Genomic DNA, 17,714 nt, shown 5'->3' on the forward strand with positions numbered 1-17,714 from the left:
GTCATAGAACAGTTCGCATACCTGCGATGGAGGTATCCCGATTCGATAAGTACAGGCGGTCTACTCGGCGACCACCTCACGAAACGCTTTCCGTTGCCCATCTCATAGCGTGGATATGTCCACGACCGTCGCAACACCCGACGCGGACGAGACGTGTACGTACTGTGGCTCGCGGATTTTCGACCACGACCCGATTTGTGTACGCGACTGTGACGACAACTGTGGATCGCCTATGTACTTCTGTAACTATGCTTGCCTGTCGGCGTACATCGACGAGAACAATCGCACAACGGGCGATACCTGTGAGTGGATCCCCGACGAAAGCGATTGTTGCTAATCGGGCGTCTCGATAGGTTTGCACACCTCGTATCGGCTCTTCCACTATCGTGAGGGGTGTACTCAATACTGTGTGAAGACTTCTATGACACCCTCTCCAAAACAGGAAAAACAAGCGTCGAAACGCATGGTTCGGCGGGACGGCGTTCGATGGACACGCCCGACGGGAGCGCCGCTGATCTCACGCCACGCCGTCGTCGAGGTCCCGTTCGATGGTCGCGAGCAACTCGTCGGAACGGATCAGGTCCGCCATCGTCTCGATGTCGTGGTGGATGGGGCGATCCGTCTCGAGGTGCGGGACGTGGTCGCGGATGGTTCGGTGGGCGGCCCGCGTCCCGACGCCGGGAACGCGGTCGTCGACGAAGTCGAGCGCCTGGGCGGCACAGGCCAGTTCGATGCCGACCACGCGTATCGTCCGATCGACGGCGTCGCTGGCGACGTGAGCGCTCTGGGCGCTCATGCTCACGTGATCCTCCTGGTTGCCGCTCACCGGAACGCTGTCCGTCGACGGGCGGCCCTGCGTCTGGATCGTGCTGACGAGGTCCGCGGCCGTATACTGGGCGATCATGTAGCCCGACTTGAGGCCGCTGTCGGCGGTCAGGAACGGCGGTAAGTGCGGCTCCTGGACGTTCGGATTGAGCAGCCGATCGATCCGCCGTTCCGCGATCGACGCCAGGTTCGCGAGGGCGCTCGTCACGTAATCCAGCCGCAACGCGAGCGGCTGGCCGTGGAAGTTACCGCCGGACAGCACCGCCGCCCGATCGGTGCCGCTCGCTCGGTCGTCGGCCTCGTCGGCGGGGAAGACGAGCGGGTTGTCCGTCGCACTGTTGAGTTCCGTCTCGATGGCCGACCGGAGGTGCCGAATCGCGTCGCGGACGGCCCCGTGAACTTGCGGGAGACACCGGATCGAGTAGGCGTCTTGGACCCGGTCGCAGTTCCGGTGGGATTCGACGATTTCGGAGTCGCGCGTCAGCCGGCGGATGTTCTCCGCGCTCGTGGCCTGCCCCTGATGCGGGCGGACGCGCTGGATGCTGGCGTGGGCGCTCGCCGTGGTGCTCATCGTCGCTTCCGTCGTCATCGCCCCGGCGACGTCCGCCATCCGCATCGCCCGCTCGGCATCGCGGACGACGAGTGCGCCGATCGCGACGGTTAGCTGCGTCCCGTTGATCAGTGCCAACCCCTCCTTCGGCCGGAGATCGAGCGGCTCGAGGCCGACACGGGCCAGCGCTTCGTCGCCGGCGAGGCGGTCGCCGTCGACAAGCGCCTCGCCCTCCCCGATGACGACGAGTGCGAGGTGTGCGAGAGGCGCGAGGTCGCCGCTCGCACCCAGACTTCCCTTGGCCTTTACGACGGGGTGGACGCCGTTGTTGAGCATGCCGACGAGGAGATCGACGACGCGTTCGCGGACGCCGCTGTATCCCGCGACGAGCGCGTTGAGCCGCGTCACGAGCATCGCCCGGATCTCCGGCTGCTCGAGGTCCCGACCGGTGCCCGCGGCGTGGCTTCGGACGAGGTTGTGCTGGAGGGCTTCGATCTCGTCGCCTGGAATCCGTTCCTGCACGAGTTCGCCGAACCCGGTGTTGACGCCGTACACGGCCTGTCCGGAGTCGACGATGTCGACGATCCGCTCGCGGGACGCACGGACTCGTTGCCGTGCCGATTCGGGAACCGAGACGGTGGCTCCCTCGCGGGCGACGCGTTCGACGCCCGCCGGCGTGAGCGAGCTCCCGTCGACGACGACGGCGTGGTCACTCACGGTGGACCACCTCGCCGCCTTTTACGACGGTTCGAACGGTCGACACGCCGAAATTGTACGGGAGATGCTGGTAGTCGTCGACGTTCGCGACGACCAGATCGCCCGGTGCGCCCTCGCACAGCGTCCCGGTCCCGTCCGTACGATCGATGGCGGCGGCGGCGGTCCTGGTCGCGCTGCGGATCGCCGCGGCCGGTCGCATTCGCATGCCGTTACAAGCGAGATCGATAGCGAACTCCATGCTCTGTGAGTAGCAGTTCGGGTTGAAATCCGTTGCAATCGCCACCGGTACGTCGGCCGCCTCGAAGGCCGCCGCGTCCGCGTACTCGGCTCCAAGCGAGAACGCCGTTCCGGGGAGCAAGACGGGTGTGACGCCTGCCTCGCCGAGCGCGGCGATATCGTCGTCGGTCGCCTGCAACAGGTGATCGGCACTCGTCGCCCCCAGGGAGGCAGCCAGCTGGGAGCCGCCGAGTCGCTCGAACTCCTCGGCGTGGACCTTCGCTGCCAGACCCGCTTCTTGTCCGGCCTCGAGGACGCGGCGGGACTGCGCGACCGAGAAGACGCCCGCTTCACAGAACACGTCACAGAACTCGGCGAGGTCGGCCGCCGCGACCGCCGGGAGCTGCTCCTCGACGACGCGATCGACGTAGTCGTCGGCTGTCAGTCCCTCGGGGACGGCGTGGGCCCCCATAAACGTCGGGACCACGTCGATCGGGTGTCGCTCGTCCGCCGTGGCGATCGCCTCGAGCAACTTCAGTTCGGTCTCGACGTCGAGCCCGTATCCGGATTTCACTTCGGCCGTCGTCGTCCCGTGGGCGAGCATGACGTCGAGCTGTGCCACGAGGTTCTCGACGAGTTGGTCACGGGACGCCTCGCGCGTCGACCGAACGGTCCGCAGAATGCCACCGCCGTCCTCGAGTATCTCCTGATACGACGCTCCCTCGAGCTTCGCGGTGAACTCGTCGGCACGGGTCCCGCCGAAGACGGCGTGCGTGTGCGGATCGACGAACCCCGGGAGTATCGTCTGGCCGGTCGCATCGATACTATTCGCTGCGTTCTCCGGCGGATACGCACGGGTGATTTCGTCGGTCGGTCCCGTTGCGACGACGACGCCGTCGTCGATCGCGACGGCCCCGTCCGGGATCACCTCGAGCGCGTCGTGCTCGGTCGGCGTCGCGAGCTGGGCGGCGTTGGAAACGACGAGATCGGTCATGCTGCCCACCCCGCGAGGGCGTGTGCGACGGTCCGCGCCGCGGCATCGACGGTGCGGCCGCTCTCGTCGAGCGGTGGCGCGCATTCGACGACCTCGAAGCCGGCGAGTCGGTCGTCGGCCGCGAGGCGACCGACGATATCGAACACCTCTCGTGGCAGCAATCCGCCGGGCGTCGGGGCGCTCACACCGCAGTAGGGTGCGTCGAGAACGTCGATGTCGACGCTACAGTAGAGCCGGTCGACCCCCTCGAGCGCAGCCAGCGCTCGCTCGACCGCTCCGGCAGGATCGGCCGCCGTCTCCGTCGCGGTGACGACGGCCCCGCCGCGCTCGCGGACGAACTCGTGGTAGGCCGTGCTCGTCTCGAAATGGCGCGCGCCGAGACACGCGTAGCCGTCCAGCCCGGCCTCGTGTAACTGGCGATAGGGCGTCCCGCTGGTCGGGCCGTCCCGCGTCTCGCGGACATCGAGGTGGGCGTCGATGTTGACGACGCCGACGCTGGCGTCCGCGAGCAGCGGGGCGACGTTCGGATAGGTGAGCGAGTTGTCACCGCCGAGGAACACCGGCAGTGCCTCGCGCTCGTGTATCGCTGCCGTGCGCTCCCGGATCGCCCGCTGGACGTCGGCGACGGAGCCGTCGGGAATCGGCACGTCACCGAGGTCGGCGACGTCCCGGACGGGACCGCTCCCGAAGTGATGGGTCTTCACCCCCGACAGCGACTCTCTGAGTGCACGAGGCCCCGCTGCTGCCCCAGCTCGGGAGATGACCGCCCCGTCGTACGGCTCGCCGACGAGGACGGCATCGAACGCGTCGGCCTCCTCGAGCGTCGTCGCGGTAACGACGTCGCCGAACTGCTCGTCGGCGGGGTCCGACGACGGTCCCGACCACGTCGGTGGGTCGATAAACGAACTCATTCGTCCTCCCGCATCGGCACGTGGACGTCCGACGTTGCGGCCTCATCGAGTGCCTCGTCGTAGCCGGCGTCGGCGTGGCGGATGACACCCATCCCGGGGTCGGTGGTAAACACGCGCCGCGCCTTCCGTGCGGCGAGGTCCGAGCCGTCGAGAACGACGTGGTTGTTGGTGTGCAAGGAGTTCCCGATCCCCACGCCGCCGCCGTCGTGGACGCTGACGATGTCCGCGCCGGCAGCGCAGTTGAGCAAGGCGTTGAGCACCGGCCAGTCGGCGACGGCGTCCGAGCCGTCGCGCATGGCCTCGGTCTCCCGGTTCGGGCTGGCGACGCTGCCCGCATCGAGGTGGTCGCGCGTGACGACGACCGGGGCCGAGATCTCGCCCTCGGCGACGAGGTCGTTGATGTGCAACGCGAACCGTGCGCGTTCAGTCAGCCCGTCGTCGGCCTGGTAGCCCAGCCAGCAGACGCGGCTGGGAAGTCCCTGGAAGGAGACCTGCTCCTGTGCGAGGTCGATCCAGCGGTGGAGTTGCGCTTTGTCCGGAAACAGTTCCTTGACGGCCTCGTCGGTCCGATGGATGTCCGCCTCGTCGCCGGAGAGGGCGACCCAGCGGAACGGCCCCTTGCCGCGGCAGAACAACGGCCGAACGTACGCCGGCACGAACCCCGGGAAGTCGAAGGCGGTGTCCAACCCGCGGTGTGTTTCGACCTGGCCACGGATGTTGTTCCCGTACTCGAAGGCCACCGCACCCCGGTCCTGCATCGCCAGAATCCCTTCGACGTGGCGCTCCATCGTGTCGAGGCTCTCCGCGACGTACCGTTCGGGATCGGACTCGCGGAGCGCGTCGGCCTCGGCGACGGTGTAGCCGCTCGGATAGTAGCCCTCGAGTTCGTCGTGGGCACTCGTCTGATCGGTGACGATCTCCGGCACGAACTCCCGCTCGAGGAACTCGTCGAACATCTCCGCCGCGTTCATGTGGAGCGCGATCGAGCGCGGTTCGCCGGCCGCCGCAGCCTCGCGGGCCAGTTCGATCGCCTCGTCGATGTCGTCGGTCTTCTCCATGCAGTAGTCCGTCTCGAGCCGCCGGTCGATGCGCCGCTCGTCGACCTCGGCTGCGATACAGACGCCATGGTTCATCGTCACGGCAAGGGGCTGTGCACCGCCCATCCCGCCGAGGCCAGCAGTAGCGGTGATGGTCCCCCGGAGTCCCTCGCGGTCGGGGAAGTGCTGGCGTGCGACCTCGGCCAGCGTCTCGAAGGTCCCCTGGATGATCCCCTGCGTGCCGATGTAGGCCCACGAGCCGGCGGTCATCTGCCCGTACATGATGAGCCCCTTCGACTCGAGTTCGTGGAAGTGTTCCCAGTCGTCCCAGTTACCGACGAGGTTCGAGTTCGCGATCAATACGCGCGGTGCACGTTCGTGCGTTCGAAACCGCCCGACCGGTTTCCCGGACTGGACGAGCAACGTTTCGTCGTCGTCGAGGCCCCGGAGTTCGTCGAGGATCGCGTCGTACGCGTCCCAACTCCGCGCGGCGCGGCCGGTCCCGCCGTAGACGACGAGGTCTTCGGGCTCCTCTGCGACCTCGGGATCGAGGTTGTTGTTGAGCATTCGCAGGGCGGCCTCCTGTCGCCACCCCTCACACTCGATGTCGGTCCCCGTCGGAGATCCCTGGTATTCGCGCCAGTCCGACGACGGCTCGCCGATTTCGTGACCGGTGTCGTCTCGTGTCATACGTCTAGCTCTCACGCTAGCGAACGTGAAATCCTGTCACTCTCCGCTTGGCCAATATTTTTTAAGTAAACCGGGCGAACGTGCCCTATGTACAAGGCGGTGTTTCGGATCGAGAGCGACGATCCGTACTCGAGTTCGACGGCGAACAACGAGACGAGCATCGAGTTGTGGTGTAACGATCACTGTGACCTGCTCCACGTGACCGGGGACCAGCAAGCCGACGTGGAGGCCCAGGTGGCCGCGGAGGTCGGCGTTCAACAGCGGATCGAAAACGGCAGTGACCGGACGATAATCACGGAGTCGTGTCTGAAACAGTACGGGGACGACTATATCGAAGCACCGCTTGCCGCCAACGATTGTCTACTCTTGCCGCCGTTACGGTACGAGAACGGGGCGAAGGTCGTTCGCGTCCTCGCGCTCACCGCGTCGAACCTGACCGCGTTCTACAGCGACATCGCGGCCGACTCGATCGTGACCGTCGAGTCGAAAAAGGAACTTCAAACCGTTCGATCCGAGACGCCGGTCCTGTCGGTCGACTCCTTTCTGCCGACGCTCTCCGACCGCCAGCGCGAGGTGTTTCTGACCGCCTACGAGTGGGGGTACTACGAGATCCCGCGCGGGACGACGACGGCCGACATCGCGGACGCGCTGGATCTCAGCCGTCGAACCGTCGACCACCACCTCAGACGCGCCGAGGAAAAGATCGCGGACGCGTTCGCCACGTACCTGTAGGGGCTGCGTCCGAGCGCTCGGGTCCGTTCACTGCCGCCGAACCCTTCACCCGATCGGAACTTTCAACAGACCACCATCATATGTGACTTGCATGAAAGTAGCCCTGATCGGAGTCGGCCAGGCTGGCGGCAACGTCACCGAACGACTCGCCCGGTTCGACGCGGACATGGGTTTCGAAGCCGTACAGGGGGCGCTGGCCGTCAACTCGGCGGAAGCCGACCTCGAGTCGCTGCAGTTCGTCGAGACGCAACTGATCGGTGCCGACCGCGTGAACGGGCACGGCGTCGGTGCCGACAACGAACTCGGGACGGAAGTGATGCAGTCGGACATCCAGCAAGTACTGGACGGCCTCGACGGCCGCGTCACGTCGAAGGCCGAAGCCGTCTTCGTCGTCGCCGGCCTCGGCGGCGGCACCGGGAGCGGCGGCGCGCCGGTCCTCGTCCATCACCTCCAGCGGATTTACGATATCCCTGTCTACGCGCTCGGCATCCTACCGGGACGGAACGAGGGCGCGCTCTATCAGGCCAACGCTGGCCGCTCCCTGAAGACGCTCCTCCGGGAGGCCGATTCGACGCTGCTGATCGACAACGACGCCTGGCACGAACAGGGCGAGAGCATCGAGAGCGCCTTCGAGACGATCAACGAACGGATCGCCAAGCGGGTCGGCCTGCTCTTTGCCGCCGGCGAGGCCGTCAACGGCGTCGGCGAGAGCGTCGTCGACTCGAGCGAAGTCATCAACACCCTTCGCGCGGGTGGGGTCGCGGCGCTCGGCTACGCGACCGAGGTCGCCAGCGAGGACAGCGGCGAGAACATCACGAACACGATGAGCGTCGCTCGACAGGCGCTGTTGACGGGAACGAGCCTGCCGGACGCGACGACGGCCGACTCGGCACTGCTCGTCATTGCCGGCCGGTCCGACGCGATCCCGCGCAAGGGCGTCGAGCGCGCCCGCCGCTGGCTCGAGGACGAAACCGGGAGCATGCAGGTCCGCGGCGGTGACTTCCCCATGGACAGCGACCGACTCGGCGCGCTCGTCTTGCTCGGCGGTGCGGAGCGTTCCGACCGGATCGAGGCGTTCATGGAGCGCGCCCGCGAGGCGAAAGACGCCCAGGAGGCCGAGGCCACGGACCACGCCGAGGAGTTCGCCGACGATCGTCTCGAAAACCTCTTTTAGCGCGTTCACCAGTCGATTACCCGTCGGATCGCCGACGCCGATTCGCTCGCGGTCACGTCACGAGCGGTGCTGTCGCCGATCGATTGGCCGACCCGTGTTTATATTGCCGACAGCAGCCGTGGCACGATCCAACACGGGGAAAGGAGGCCCCTGCTAACGGTTTTCAGGGGTATCGTGACCGGTACCTTTAAATTATAGGGGACAGTAGTACCAGTCACCAGAACGCCACCGGGGCGCGTATCGCTCGACGATCGATGACAGGAAATCTTATTCACCGAGGTTTCGCAGATCGTGAGCAGTCGCTTCGAACGGTCGAACGGCTTCTTTCGAGTTACTCGCCGAGCCGTCGGCGACCGACTCGCGTAGCCGTCCGACGGGTTCTCCGGTGCGGGTATGGCACAGAGGTTTGACTAACATGGTAGACGAATCGAAGAACATCGAACTGACAGAGGACGACCTAGAAAACAAATCGAAAGGACAGCTCATCAAAATGGCCGGTCAACTGCGGGACCGGCGAAACGAGCTGAACCAGATGGCCTCCGACCGGGCTTCCAAGCGCGACGACCTCAACGCGAAGACTCGCGAGAAGGTCGACGAGGCCCAGGAGCACCGCGAGAAACGCGACGAGCTCAACGAGCAGGTCCAGGAACACAAGGAGAGCCGCAACGAGCTCAACGCCGAAGCCAACGAGCTGTTCGACAAGGTCGAACAGCTCAAGTCGGACATGGAGCTCGACGAGGGGAAGGATCTCGAGGAACTCGAAGAGGAGATCGAGGAGCTCGAGTTCAAACAGCAGACCGAGGTCCTCTCGAGCGAGGACGAGAAGGAACTCATCGAGAAGATCGAGAGCAAGCGCGAGGAGTACGAGGAGCGCAAGCAGAAACTCGATCAGAACGAGGATCTCGAGGAACTCGTCGAGGAAGCCGAGGAAGTGCGATCGGAAGCCTCCCAGCACCACCAGAAGGTCACGGAACTGGCGGACAAGGCCCAGGAACATCACAACCAGATGATCGAGGCCTATCGGGAAGCCGACGACATCCGTGACGAGGCCGACGAGATGCACGAGAAGTTCGTCGAGGCCCAGGAGGCCGCCGACCGCCACCACGAGGACTTCGTCCGCGTCCAGAAGCGCCTGCGCGAACTGGACAAGCAGGAAGAAGAGGAGCGCAAGTCCGAACGCGACAAGAAGAAAGAGGAGGCCAAAGAGGAGGCCGAGGAAATCTATCAGAAGTTCAAGGAAGGCGAAACCCTCGACACCGAGGACCTGATGAAACTCCAGAAGACGGGACTGCTCTAAGTCGATTCCGTCTACCGCGATTTCTCTCCCCGAATCTTCGGGGTTTTCGAGCGTTCGGACAGCGACTGCTCCCTCGCGGCACGCCCGAAAGGCGGCCGGCGATTGTTCTCCGGTCGCCGGACTGACGTGATGGACTTCGTGACGTTCTCACCGCGTGTACTCGGATCGCGCTCTTTTGCCCGGTCGCGTTTTTGATACCACCGCACTCATGACACCGACCGAACGGCGAGCGGCCGAGCGGACGGCCACACGGGAACGGCTCACGGCGTTTTACGCCGCGTTCAACCGCGTCGTCACGGGCCGAGACGGAGCGGACGAACTGGCACCGATACTCGAGGCTGGCGTCGTCTGGACCGACGCCACGACCGGCGACCGCGCCGGGCGAACGGAGACGGGCATCGACGCGGTCCTCGAGAACGTGGTGCTGGCGACGGGGCAACGGGTCGGGCATCTCCAGGCGCTCCCCGAGCGGTTCGTCGACGCTGGCGAGCGGACGATCGTAACGGGTGCCTACGTCGGAACGGTCGACGGTCGCGCCTTCGATGTCCCGTTCGCTCACGCGTTCGCCGTTCGAGACGGGCGGATTCGTCGGTGGACGGCCTACAGGGACCCCACGCTCGAGCGGAGCGTATTCGACGCCTAACGCCGCGTCTCCCGATCGAGCCCGGAGCGGCGATCGACGCCCCGAATTATTCGATCTATAACAATGCAATAAGCCCCCCAGCTACCGATTATGCAACGTCACAGGGACAACGCGAGCGTGCTCGTGCCCGGGATCGACGCACCGAGCACCGTTGCCTGTCTCCGCTCACTACACCCGCGGGGCATCCGGACCATCGTGGGTTCGGAGTCACGGTCGACGCCGGCGGCCAGTTCGGCCTACCGCGACGAGTTCGTCACGCTGCCGGACCCGGACACCGAACTCGCCGCGTACGGGGATGCGCTGCTCTCGCTCGCCGAACGCCCGACCGTTCGGACGATCGTTCCAGTCCGTGAGGAAGACATCTACGTGCTCGCAAAGCGCAAGGCGGCGTTCGCCGACGAAATCGCGACGCCGTGGCCCGACTTCGAGACGCTGCGTCGAGTGCAGGACCGCGTCGAACTCTTCGCAGCCGCCGAGACGGCCGGCGTCGGTACGCCCGAGACCGAACTCCTCGATCAGTGGACCGACTGGAGCCGTGAGACGATCGTGAAACCGCGCTACACCGTGGCGTCGCCGACGTATCTCGGGGCACGGTTCGAGGACGCGGAGATCGGTTCGACGGCGTACCAGCGGCCCGGGACGCCGCCGGACGAGCAAGCGGTCGTCGAGAAACGCGGTCATACCCCGCTCGTTCAGGAACGGATCGCCGACTCGCGGGAGTTCGGCTTCTTCGCGCTCTACGACCGCGGCGACCCCGTCGCGACCTTCCAGCACTGCCAGCGTCGCGGCTGGAAGTACTGCGGCGGCCCCAGCGCCTACCGGGAATCGGTCCACATCCCCGAACTCGAGACCGCCGGGCGCGCGCTCCTGAGCGAACTCGAGTGGCACGGGCTCGCCATGGTCGAGTTCCTGCGCGACCCCGCGGACGGCGAGTTCAAACTCATGGAGATCAATCCGCGGTTCTGGTCGTCGCTGCCGTTCTCGGTTCGGGCGGGAGCCGACTTCCCCTACTACTACTGGCAGTTGGCGATGGACGAGCCGATCAACTCGGAGCCGACCTACGAGGTCGGGCTGGGTGGCCATCTGTTACGTGGCGAACTCAGTTACCTCCACAGCGTCGCGACCGAGGAGTACCCGCTCGTCGACCGGCCGTCGCTCGGGACGGCTGCACGCGAGGTGGCGACGTCGCTCGTCCGCCAGCCCCGGTTCGATTACGCGGTCGCCGACGACCCGGTGCCGTTCTTCCAGGACGGCGTAAACCTCGTCCGGGCGTGGCTCGAGAGCCGCTCCGACGGGGGGCCGCGAACCGAAACCGAGCGGGATGTCGAGGTCGGGACCGATACGGAGACGGAAATCGGCGGCGACGGCGCGGACCCGACCGAGACGGGGTCGGCTGCGGACGGCGATCCGACGCGATCGGCACAGACCGATGGCGGGCCCCGGTCCGACTCGAGGCGGCGCTGACGGAGTGGACCCGCGGGTATCCGATTGCGACCGCGAACGAAGTGTGCGTTCGCACGTTATCTCGAGGGAATCGACTTCGAGGACGAGTCCGGGAGCCACCGCTCGAGCGTATACCTGCCGCCCGTGGCAAGAAGGATGCCCGAAAAAAACGCTCCGAGGACTTCGAACCACGCTCCGCTGGAAACGAGTATACCGAGGATCCCTCCGCCAACGGCAGCTAATATCATCCGGAGTATCGCGCTATCCCACGCGCACCCGGTGACGGCACTGACCGTTCCGAGACCGGCCGCAACGAGGAGAACGTCCATATTCGTCTCGATTCTCCCGAATCGACCGGTGATGGCAGCATACGCTCCGAGGACGAACAACCCGCCGCCTGCGACGAATAGTTCTCTCTTTCGATGGTCCATCGATTAGTAATACTGTTTGCCGTTGGTTAAAACCATCTAACACGTTTTCTCTCGGAACGTCAACGCTTAACGGGACCCGCTCCCAGGTATCGGTATGACTCGAGGTGCTGTCCGTGGTCAGTAGCGGCGGGATGGATCGACTCCTGACGGTCGTCCTCGGTGGGCTCGCCTCCGCGGTGGTCGCGATCGCCCTGTTCATCGTCTACCCGGAGACGCTGACGGACCTGTTGGGCGTGCTGGTCGCGCTCGCAGCCGTCCTCGTCGGCCTGCGGTTTGCGAGCAACGCCGCCGATTCGCTGTATCCGGCCTACGACGTCGCCGAAGTCGCCGTCGAGGGGCCGATCAGCCGAGACGGCGGTGGCGGGCCGCTCCCCACGACTCCGGGCGCGACGCCGGCCGACGACGTCGTCGAGCAGATCGATCGGGCGAACGAGGACGAGAGCGTGCGGGCGCTCCTCCTGAAGCTGAACACGCCCGGCGGCGAGGTCGTCCCCAGCGACGACATCCGCCTCGCAGCCGAGCGGTTCGACGGGCCGACCGTCGCCTACGCGACTGACGTCTGTGCCAGTGGGGGCTACTGGATCGCCAGCGGCTGCGACGAACTGTGGGCCCGCGAGGGATCGATCGTCGGCTCGATCGGCGTCATCGGCTCCCGGGTCAACGCCAGCGACCTCGCCGAGAAGGTCGGCCTCTCCTACGAGCGGTTCGCCGCCGGCGAGTTCAAGGACGCCGGCACTCCGCTGAAGGAACTCGAGGAGGAGGAACGCGAGTACCTCCAGGGCTTGATCGACGACTACTACGATACCTTCGTCGAGCGGGTCAGCGACGGCCGGGATCTCGATTCGGAGTTCGTCCGGGACACCGAGGCCCGGATCTACCTCGGCGAGGAGGCCCACGAGATGGACCTGGTCGATCATCTCGGCACCCGCCGGGAGATCGAGGCCGAACTCGCCGACCGCCTCGACACCGACGAGGTGACGGTCGAGGAGTTCGAGCCCGAACGGCCGCTGATGGCCCGCGTCGGCGCGGGTGCCCAGCAGGTCGCGTACGCCTTCGGTGCCGGAATCGCCGGCCTCGACGACGGGCGCGGGTTCCGACTGCGGAGCTGATTTCGACGCGTTCGCGGGGCCGCCGCGATCGTTGCGGTCGTCGCGGCCGGTGTGAGCACCGTTCGACGGCCGAACGGGTTCGGATCGGCTATCGCCGCGACCGTCTCCGAACGAGTAAGTGGTTTTATCGTCGCACAGAATGCATCGCCTACCGTGACAACGCTGGTCGTCTGTCTCGACCGGACCGACGATGTCGGCCGGAAGACCGGTCTTCGGTCGCCCGTCGTCGGCTGGGAGGCAGTCCGCGCGCTCGTGACCGACGTCGGCCTCGCGGACCCGGAGGACTCGGGGGTCAACACCCTGCTCGAGTCGCTCCGGGTCGCCCAGAACTTACGCGACGAAAACGAGGAGGTCGTCGTCGCGGTCGTCTCGGGGGACCACGAGTCGATGGTGTCGGCCGATCGAGCGGTCGCCGAGCAACTGGACGACCTCATCGCCGAGTACGATCCGGAGTCGGCGGTCGTGGTGACCGATAGCGCGGAGGACGAACGGCTGATTCCGATCGTCGAGAGCCGCGTCCGGGTCGACTCCGTCGATCGAGTCGTCGTCCGGCAGGCCCGCGACATCGAATCGACCTACTACCTGCTCAAGCAGTTCCTCGCCGACGAGGAACTGCGACAGACCGTCCTCGTTCCGATCGGGTTGACCCTGCTGGTCTTCCCGCTGCTCGCGACGACGGTCGGCCCTGCACAGGGTGCAGCCGCGATCACCACCGTCATCGGCCTCTTCCTGCTCTACAAGGGGTTCAACGTCGACGAACTCCTGGCTCGAGCGGCCCGTCAGACACAGGAATCGCTCTACTCCGGGCAGGTGTCGGTCGTCACCTACGTCGTCGCCGCGGGGCTGACGTTCGTCGGCCTGTTCGTCGGCGCGCTCGGCGTCTCGAACCTCGGGGAGACGCCGGGAGTGGTGATCCCGGCGACGCGGTTCGCCTTCGATAGCATTCCCTGGCTGGCGATGGCCGCGCTGACCGCCAGCGCCGGCCGACTGCTCGACGAGGCGATCGGCGACGATCCGATCCGGAGTTCCTTTCTCAATCTCCCGTTTATCGTCCTCGCCGTCGCGCTGGTCGTCCGCGGGTTCTCGGCGTACTTCCTCGAGCAACAGGGAGTGATCGACCCCTTCGTCGTTCCCGCAAACGAGTTCGGCATCGTCTCCAACAAGCGGTTCGTGATGGCTGCGGGCGAACGCCTCGCTCTCTTCGTCGTCACCGCGATCCTCGTGAGCCTCGTCGGGGCGCGTGTCGCGGCCTCCCTTAGCGGCTCGAGCGAGGCCGCCGAACGGGGCGACGGCGGTTCGGAGACGGCACTCGCCAACGGCGGGCAGGCGGGGACGGACGGCGACCGCGAACCTGGGTCCGAGACCGATGGAGTCGCGGACGCCGCGACCGACGCGATCCCGGAGCGGCGCGACCAAGAACTCGCGGACGGCGGGGCCGACGCGAACGCGGACCCGAACGGCGACGATCGGGACCGGTGACCCGTCCCCGACACGGTATTCATTTACCCGCGCCGAGCGACCACCGACTATGAGCGACGCAGACGGTGCGTGGGTGAGCCTCTTTTCGGGCGGCAAGGACTCCGCATGGGCGCTGTACCGCGCTCTCGAGGCGGGGCTGCCGGTCGAGCGACTGGTCACCGTCCACCCCGCGGGCGACTCGTACATGTATCACGTTCCCGAAACGGAACTGGCCGCGCTGGCCGCCGAGAGCATCGGCATCGAACTGCTCGACGTCGAACCCGACGACTTCGCGGTCGACGCGGCCACTGATTCGGGCGCACAGGGCGACGCCGAACTCGAGCCACTCGAGGCCGCGCTCGCGGACCTCGATCGCGACCTCGCGGGCGGTATCGCCGGTCTCACGGCCGGAGCCGTCGAGAGCGAGTATCAGACGAGCCGCATCCAGGGGATGTGTGACCGGCTGGGCTGTGATCTCTTCGCTCCGCTCTGGCAGGAAGACCCCGCGGAACTGGCCGACGCGATGCTCGCGGCCGGCTTCGAGATCGAAATCATTCAGGTCGCGGCTCACGGACTCGACGAGTCGTGGCTCGGGCGGACGCTCGATCGCGACGCTATCGCGGACCTCGAGACCCTCCACGAGGAGTACGGCGTCCACATTCTGGGCGAGGGTGGCGAGTTCGAGACGTTCGTGGTGGACGGACCGCACATGGACCGCCGGATCGCCCTCGAGTACGAGACGGAGTGGGCGGGGACGCGGGGACGATTGCGGGTCACGGACGCGCGACTGGAGTAACGGTCCTCGCGGCGTCCGTCACGGACCACACTGCTCCGATCCTGGCCGCCATCGTCGAGACGACCGATCGACGCTCGCCGGTATGCCAGTGCGTCCCCGCCGATGCGAGGTTACCGTTTCGATCCGTTCGTGATCGTCGTGTGGGCACCGATGAGAGCCCCCGCGAGGTCGAGATCCTCGATGTGGGTCCCCTGATCGATGATCGAGCGCCGAATGTCGCCGTTGCGTACCGTCGCGTCCGGGAAGATGACCGTGTGCTCGAGATCGGTGCCCGTCAGCGTTACGCCGTCCATGACGTGGACGTTCTCGCCGATCGTGGCGTCTTCCAGCGTCGCGGAGTCGGCGACCAGCGAATCACCGTCTAGGTGCCAGGCGACGGCGTCGAGGTAGCTCTCGGGAGTGCCGATATCGAACCACGCGCCCTCGAACGTGAAGGCGTAGGTGGCTTCGCGGTTCTGGAGCCACTGGACGAACCAGCCGGGCTCGTCGGGGTTGTTGCCGTCCTCGAGATAGGTCGGGAGAAGGGACAGCGAGTCCTGGGGGAACGCATAGCAGGCGATCGAAACGAGCGTGCTCTTCGGATCGTCGGGTTTCTCCTGGAAGTCGACGACGCGGTCGCCCTCGAGTTCGACGAGCCCGTAGGACGTCGCTTTCTCGCGGGAGCCGACGTCGTAGGCGGCGAGCGTGGGTGCTTCTCGCCGCTCGAAGTCGTCGAGGAACTCGGCGATATCGAAGCTGATCAGGTTGTCGCCGGCGATGACCAGCAGGTCGTCGTCGACGTTCTCGCGGTCGATCAGTTGGGCCAGGGCACCGACGACGCCGAACTTGTCGTCTTCCTCGGTCGTCTCTTCGATCGATAGCTGCGGCTTCTCGAACTCGCTGTCGGCGAGGTGAGCCTCGAAGTCGGGCGCGAACCGCTTGTTCGTGCTGACGTAAACCTCCTCGATCCGATCGTCAGCCTCGAGTTCCGAAAAGATCCGATCGATGACGGTCGATTCACCGATCGGGAGGAACATCTTGGGCCGATGCTTGGTAATTGGCCACATTCGCGTCGCGTACCCGCCTGCAAGGACGACGGCCTTCATGGCCCTGACTTCAGTTGGTGCCGGTAAGTTACTTGCCCTTTCACTGGGGCTCGCACCCCGCACCAGCCGGGTCGTCGAATCGCGACGCGGCTGTCGGATCAACGGACGTACTGCCGTGAATATAAGTGCGAAACCCGCGTGACCCAACGTATGCGCCAGGCCGACGAAACGACGCGACAGAAACTCGCCGACGCGCTTCGTGCCGAGCCGGCGACGCCGAGCGAACTCGCGACCCAGTTCGATCTCACGCCGCACGCGGTGGTCCGGCACGTCGAACACGTCTCCCAGTCGGTCGACGGAACGGACGAACGGCTGCTCGTCGCGCCGCCGACCTGTCGGGACTGCGGGTTCGACGACTACGACGACCTGTTGAACCTCCCTTCGCGGTGTCCCGACTGTAAGAGCGAGTCCGTCGACGAGCCGACGTTCACCATCGAGTGAATCGGACGGCCATCGCCGACGGACTGTCAGCACCCTCGATAATTCAGTCTCCAATCCGATACTAATATTTACGGCGCAGGCGAGAACCCGATACGAACTCTCGAGCGAACGGCGTCGACGCGGCCGTTCGACGGCGACCGTCGTCCGTTCATCGCCGCGGCCGTTCGACTCGAACCCACGGAACACATATGACTTCCAGATCTCACCCGGAGCGTAATTGCGCCGAGTCCGTACAGGCAGTGCTCGACTGGCTCGACGGGCACGACGGGGTCGACGCGTCGACCGAGTCGCTCGACGGCGCATTCGCACTCCTGGCCGACCAGCGCCGCCGCCTGCTGCTTGCCGTCATGTGGACCTACGGTGAGGAACTGACGCTGCCGGACGCGGCCGAGGAAGTCGCCGTCCGCGAAACGGGGCGCAAGGTGACGAACATCCCGGCCGAGCGGGTCAGAGAAGTGTATCTCTCGCTCTACCACGACCACCTGCCGCGGCTCGTCGACGCCGGCCTGCTCGAGTACGATCAGGAACGGGATCTGGTCGCTCCGGACGCGGTCTAGAACTCCACGTTCGAGGTCGATACCCGGTCGAGATCGTCGCTCTCGAGCGGCCCGGGACCGACGAACTCGTAATCCGCGTCGGTCAGGTAGACGTCGCCGTCCGAGACGGTGACCTCGAGATCGGTGAGGTACGCCCCCTCGCAGGGACCGAAGGTACAGCGTCCGGAGTCGGCCGCGAAGTACGCACCGTGGTTCGCACAGACGAGTTCGCCGTCTCGCATCGGTGCACCCGAGCCCTTGTCCAGTTTGATGTGCGTGAGATGCTGACAGTAGTTCAACCAACAGGCGATCCCGTCGGCGTTCGGGTCCGACTCCGAAGCCGTCCGGTCGTCACCGTCTGTCGCCGCCGTCCCGTCGGCGACGAGAATCGCTTCCCGTTCGTCGCCCGAGTCGTCGGCGACACGAAAGAGGAACGTCGAGTCGTCGGGAACGTCCGCGAGCGCCGTGATCCGTCCTGCGTCCATCACCAGCCGGTTACCAGTCGGACGCCCTGAACGTTACGACCGCCGGCGCACGCCGTCTGACTGAAGTTTAACTTTTGCAGGCTAAGTCCCCGTCCTCAAGGAGCAACGCAGACCGAAGGTCGAGTAGCGCAGTAGGACAGGGAT

Annotated in this window: 18 protein-coding genes; 11 read left to right on the forward strand and 7 right to left on the reverse strand. The window is 65.9% G+C overall.

Going from position 1 to position 17,714, the window contains the following annotated elements; all coding sequences use genetic code 11:
- Positions 1–115: 115 nt before the first annotated feature.
- A complete protein-coding gene (locus ALTAJ2_RS20450; protein WP_007107742.1) occupies positions 116–337 on the forward strand; it encodes a hypothetical protein in 222 nt (73 codons plus the stop codon).
- 180 nt (positions 338–517) lie between these two features.
- Here ALTAJ2_RS20450 and hutH read toward each other — a convergent pair whose 3' ends face one another.
- The 4 genes from hutH to hutU are packed head-to-tail and all read right to left on the reverse strand — an operon-like array spanning position 518 to position 5,940.
- Positions 518–2,092: a histidine ammonia-lyase gene (gene hutH / locus ALTAJ2_RS13515; protein WP_007107743.1), complete on the reverse strand. Its 1,575-nt coding sequence runs from the start codon at positions 2,090–2,092 to the stop codon at positions 518–520.
- Positions 2,085–3,302, reverse strand: coding sequence for an imidazolonepropionase (gene hutI, locus ALTAJ2_RS13520; RefSeq protein WP_007107744.1), 1,218 nt, complete (start codon positions 3,300–3,302; stop codon positions 2,085–2,087). Before hutI ends, hutH begins: the two co-directional genes overlap by 8 nt.
- Positions 3,299–4,213: a formimidoylglutamase gene (gene hutG, locus ALTAJ2_RS13525; RefSeq protein WP_007107745.1), complete on the reverse strand. Its 915-nt coding sequence runs from the start codon at positions 4,211–4,213 to the stop codon at positions 3,299–3,301. Before hutG ends, hutI begins: the two co-directional genes overlap by 4 nt.
- Complete coding sequence (gene hutU, locus ALTAJ2_RS13530) at positions 4,210–5,940, reverse strand: urocanate hydratase (protein WP_007107746.1); 1,731 nt, start codon at positions 5,938–5,940, stop codon at positions 4,210–4,212. Before hutU ends, hutG begins: the two co-directional genes overlap by 4 nt.
- 87 nt (positions 5,941–6,027) lie before the next feature.
- On the opposite strand from hutU, the gene ALTAJ2_RS13535 reads away from it, so the two are divergent.
- From ALTAJ2_RS13535 to ALTAJ2_RS13555, 5 genes are all read left to right on the forward strand, one after another.
- A complete protein-coding gene (locus tag ALTAJ2_RS13535; RefSeq protein WP_007107747.1) occupies positions 6,028–6,672 on the forward strand; it encodes a helix-turn-helix domain-containing protein in 645 nt (214 codons plus the stop codon).
- 91 nt (positions 6,673–6,763) lie between these two features.
- Positions 6,764–7,846, forward strand: a complete 1,083-nt coding sequence (locus ALTAJ2_RS13540; RefSeq protein ID WP_007107748.1) for a tubulin/FtsZ family protein — start codon at positions 6,764–6,766, stop codon at positions 7,844–7,846.
- A 415-nt stretch (positions 7,847–8,261) separates the two neighbouring features.
- Positions 8,262–9,143, forward strand: a complete 882-nt coding sequence (locus ALTAJ2_RS13545) for a coiled-coil protein (protein WP_007107750.1) — start codon at positions 8,262–8,264, stop codon at positions 9,141–9,143.
- Between the two features lie 208 nt (positions 9,144–9,351).
- Positions 9,352–9,786: a nuclear transport factor 2 family protein gene (locus tag ALTAJ2_RS13550; RefSeq protein ID WP_007107751.1), complete on the forward strand. Its 435-nt coding sequence runs from the start codon at positions 9,352–9,354 to the stop codon at positions 9,784–9,786.
- A gap of 90 nt (positions 9,787–9,876) precedes the next feature.
- Positions 9,877–11,250 carry a carboxylate--amine ligase gene (locus tag ALTAJ2_RS13555; RefSeq protein WP_007107752.1) on the forward strand — a complete coding sequence of 458 codons (1,374 nt, stop codon included), beginning with the start codon at positions 9,877–9,879 and terminating at the stop codon, positions 11,248–11,250.
- Positions 11,251–11,306: 56 nt separating this feature from the next.
- Here the strand turns inward: ALTAJ2_RS13555 and ALTAJ2_RS13560 are convergent, their stop codons facing one another.
- Positions 11,307–11,660, reverse strand: coding sequence for a hypothetical protein (locus ALTAJ2_RS13560; RefSeq protein WP_007107753.1), 354 nt, complete (start codon positions 11,658–11,660; stop codon positions 11,307–11,309).
- 113 nt (positions 11,661–11,773) lie between these two features.
- Between ALTAJ2_RS13560 and sppA the strand changes: the two genes are divergently transcribed.
- From sppA to ALTAJ2_RS13575, 3 genes are all read left to right on the forward strand, one after another.
- The gene (gene sppA, locus ALTAJ2_RS13565; RefSeq protein ID WP_049899656.1) at positions 11,774–12,769 is read left to right on the forward strand and encodes a signal peptide peptidase SppA; all 996 of its coding nucleotides are present in this window, start codon (positions 11,774–11,776) and stop codon (positions 12,767–12,769) included.
- A gap of 153 nt (positions 12,770–12,922) precedes the next feature.
- On the forward strand, positions 12,923–14,248 hold the full coding sequence (locus ALTAJ2_RS13570) for a DUF373 family protein (protein ID WP_049899659.1): 1,326 nt from the start codon (positions 12,923–12,925) through the stop codon (positions 14,246–14,248).
- A gap of 49 nt (positions 14,249–14,297) precedes the next feature.
- Positions 14,298–15,023, forward strand: coding sequence for a diphthine--ammonia ligase (locus ALTAJ2_RS13575; protein WP_007107756.1), 726 nt, complete (start codon positions 14,298–14,300; stop codon positions 15,021–15,023).
- A 110-nt stretch (positions 15,024–15,133) separates the two neighbouring features.
- On the opposite strand, the gene ALTAJ2_RS13580 is transcribed toward ALTAJ2_RS13575, so the two are convergent.
- The gene (locus ALTAJ2_RS13580; RefSeq protein ID WP_007107757.1) at positions 15,134–16,108 is read right to left on the reverse strand and encodes a sugar phosphate nucleotidyltransferase; all 975 of its coding nucleotides are present in this window, start codon (positions 16,106–16,108) and stop codon (positions 15,134–15,136) included.
- A 150-nt stretch (positions 16,109–16,258) separates the two neighbouring features.
- Between ALTAJ2_RS13580 and ALTAJ2_RS13585 the strand changes: the two genes are divergently transcribed.
- On the forward strand, positions 16,259–16,549 hold the full coding sequence (locus tag ALTAJ2_RS13585) for a transcriptional regulator (protein WP_007107758.1): 291 nt from the start codon (positions 16,259–16,261) through the stop codon (positions 16,547–16,549).
- 188 nt (positions 16,550–16,737) lie between these two features.
- A complete protein-coding gene (locus ALTAJ2_RS13590; protein WP_049899649.1) occupies positions 16,738–17,106 on the forward strand; it encodes a DUF7344 domain-containing protein in 369 nt (122 codons plus the stop codon).
- On the opposite strand, the gene ALTAJ2_RS13595 is transcribed toward ALTAJ2_RS13590, so the two are convergent.
- On the reverse strand, positions 17,103–17,570 hold the full coding sequence (locus ALTAJ2_RS13595; RefSeq protein ID WP_007107760.1) for a Rieske (2Fe-2S) protein: 468 nt from the start codon (positions 17,568–17,570) through the stop codon (positions 17,103–17,105). The genes ALTAJ2_RS13590 and ALTAJ2_RS13595 overlap by 4 nt on opposite strands.
- Positions 17,571–17,714: the final 144 nt, after the last annotated feature.

Origin of the sequence: Natrinema altunense, assembly GCF_000731985.1 — an archaeon.
Lineage (GTDB): Archaea > Halobacteriota > Halobacteria > Halobacteriales > Natrialbaceae > Natrinema > Natrinema altunense.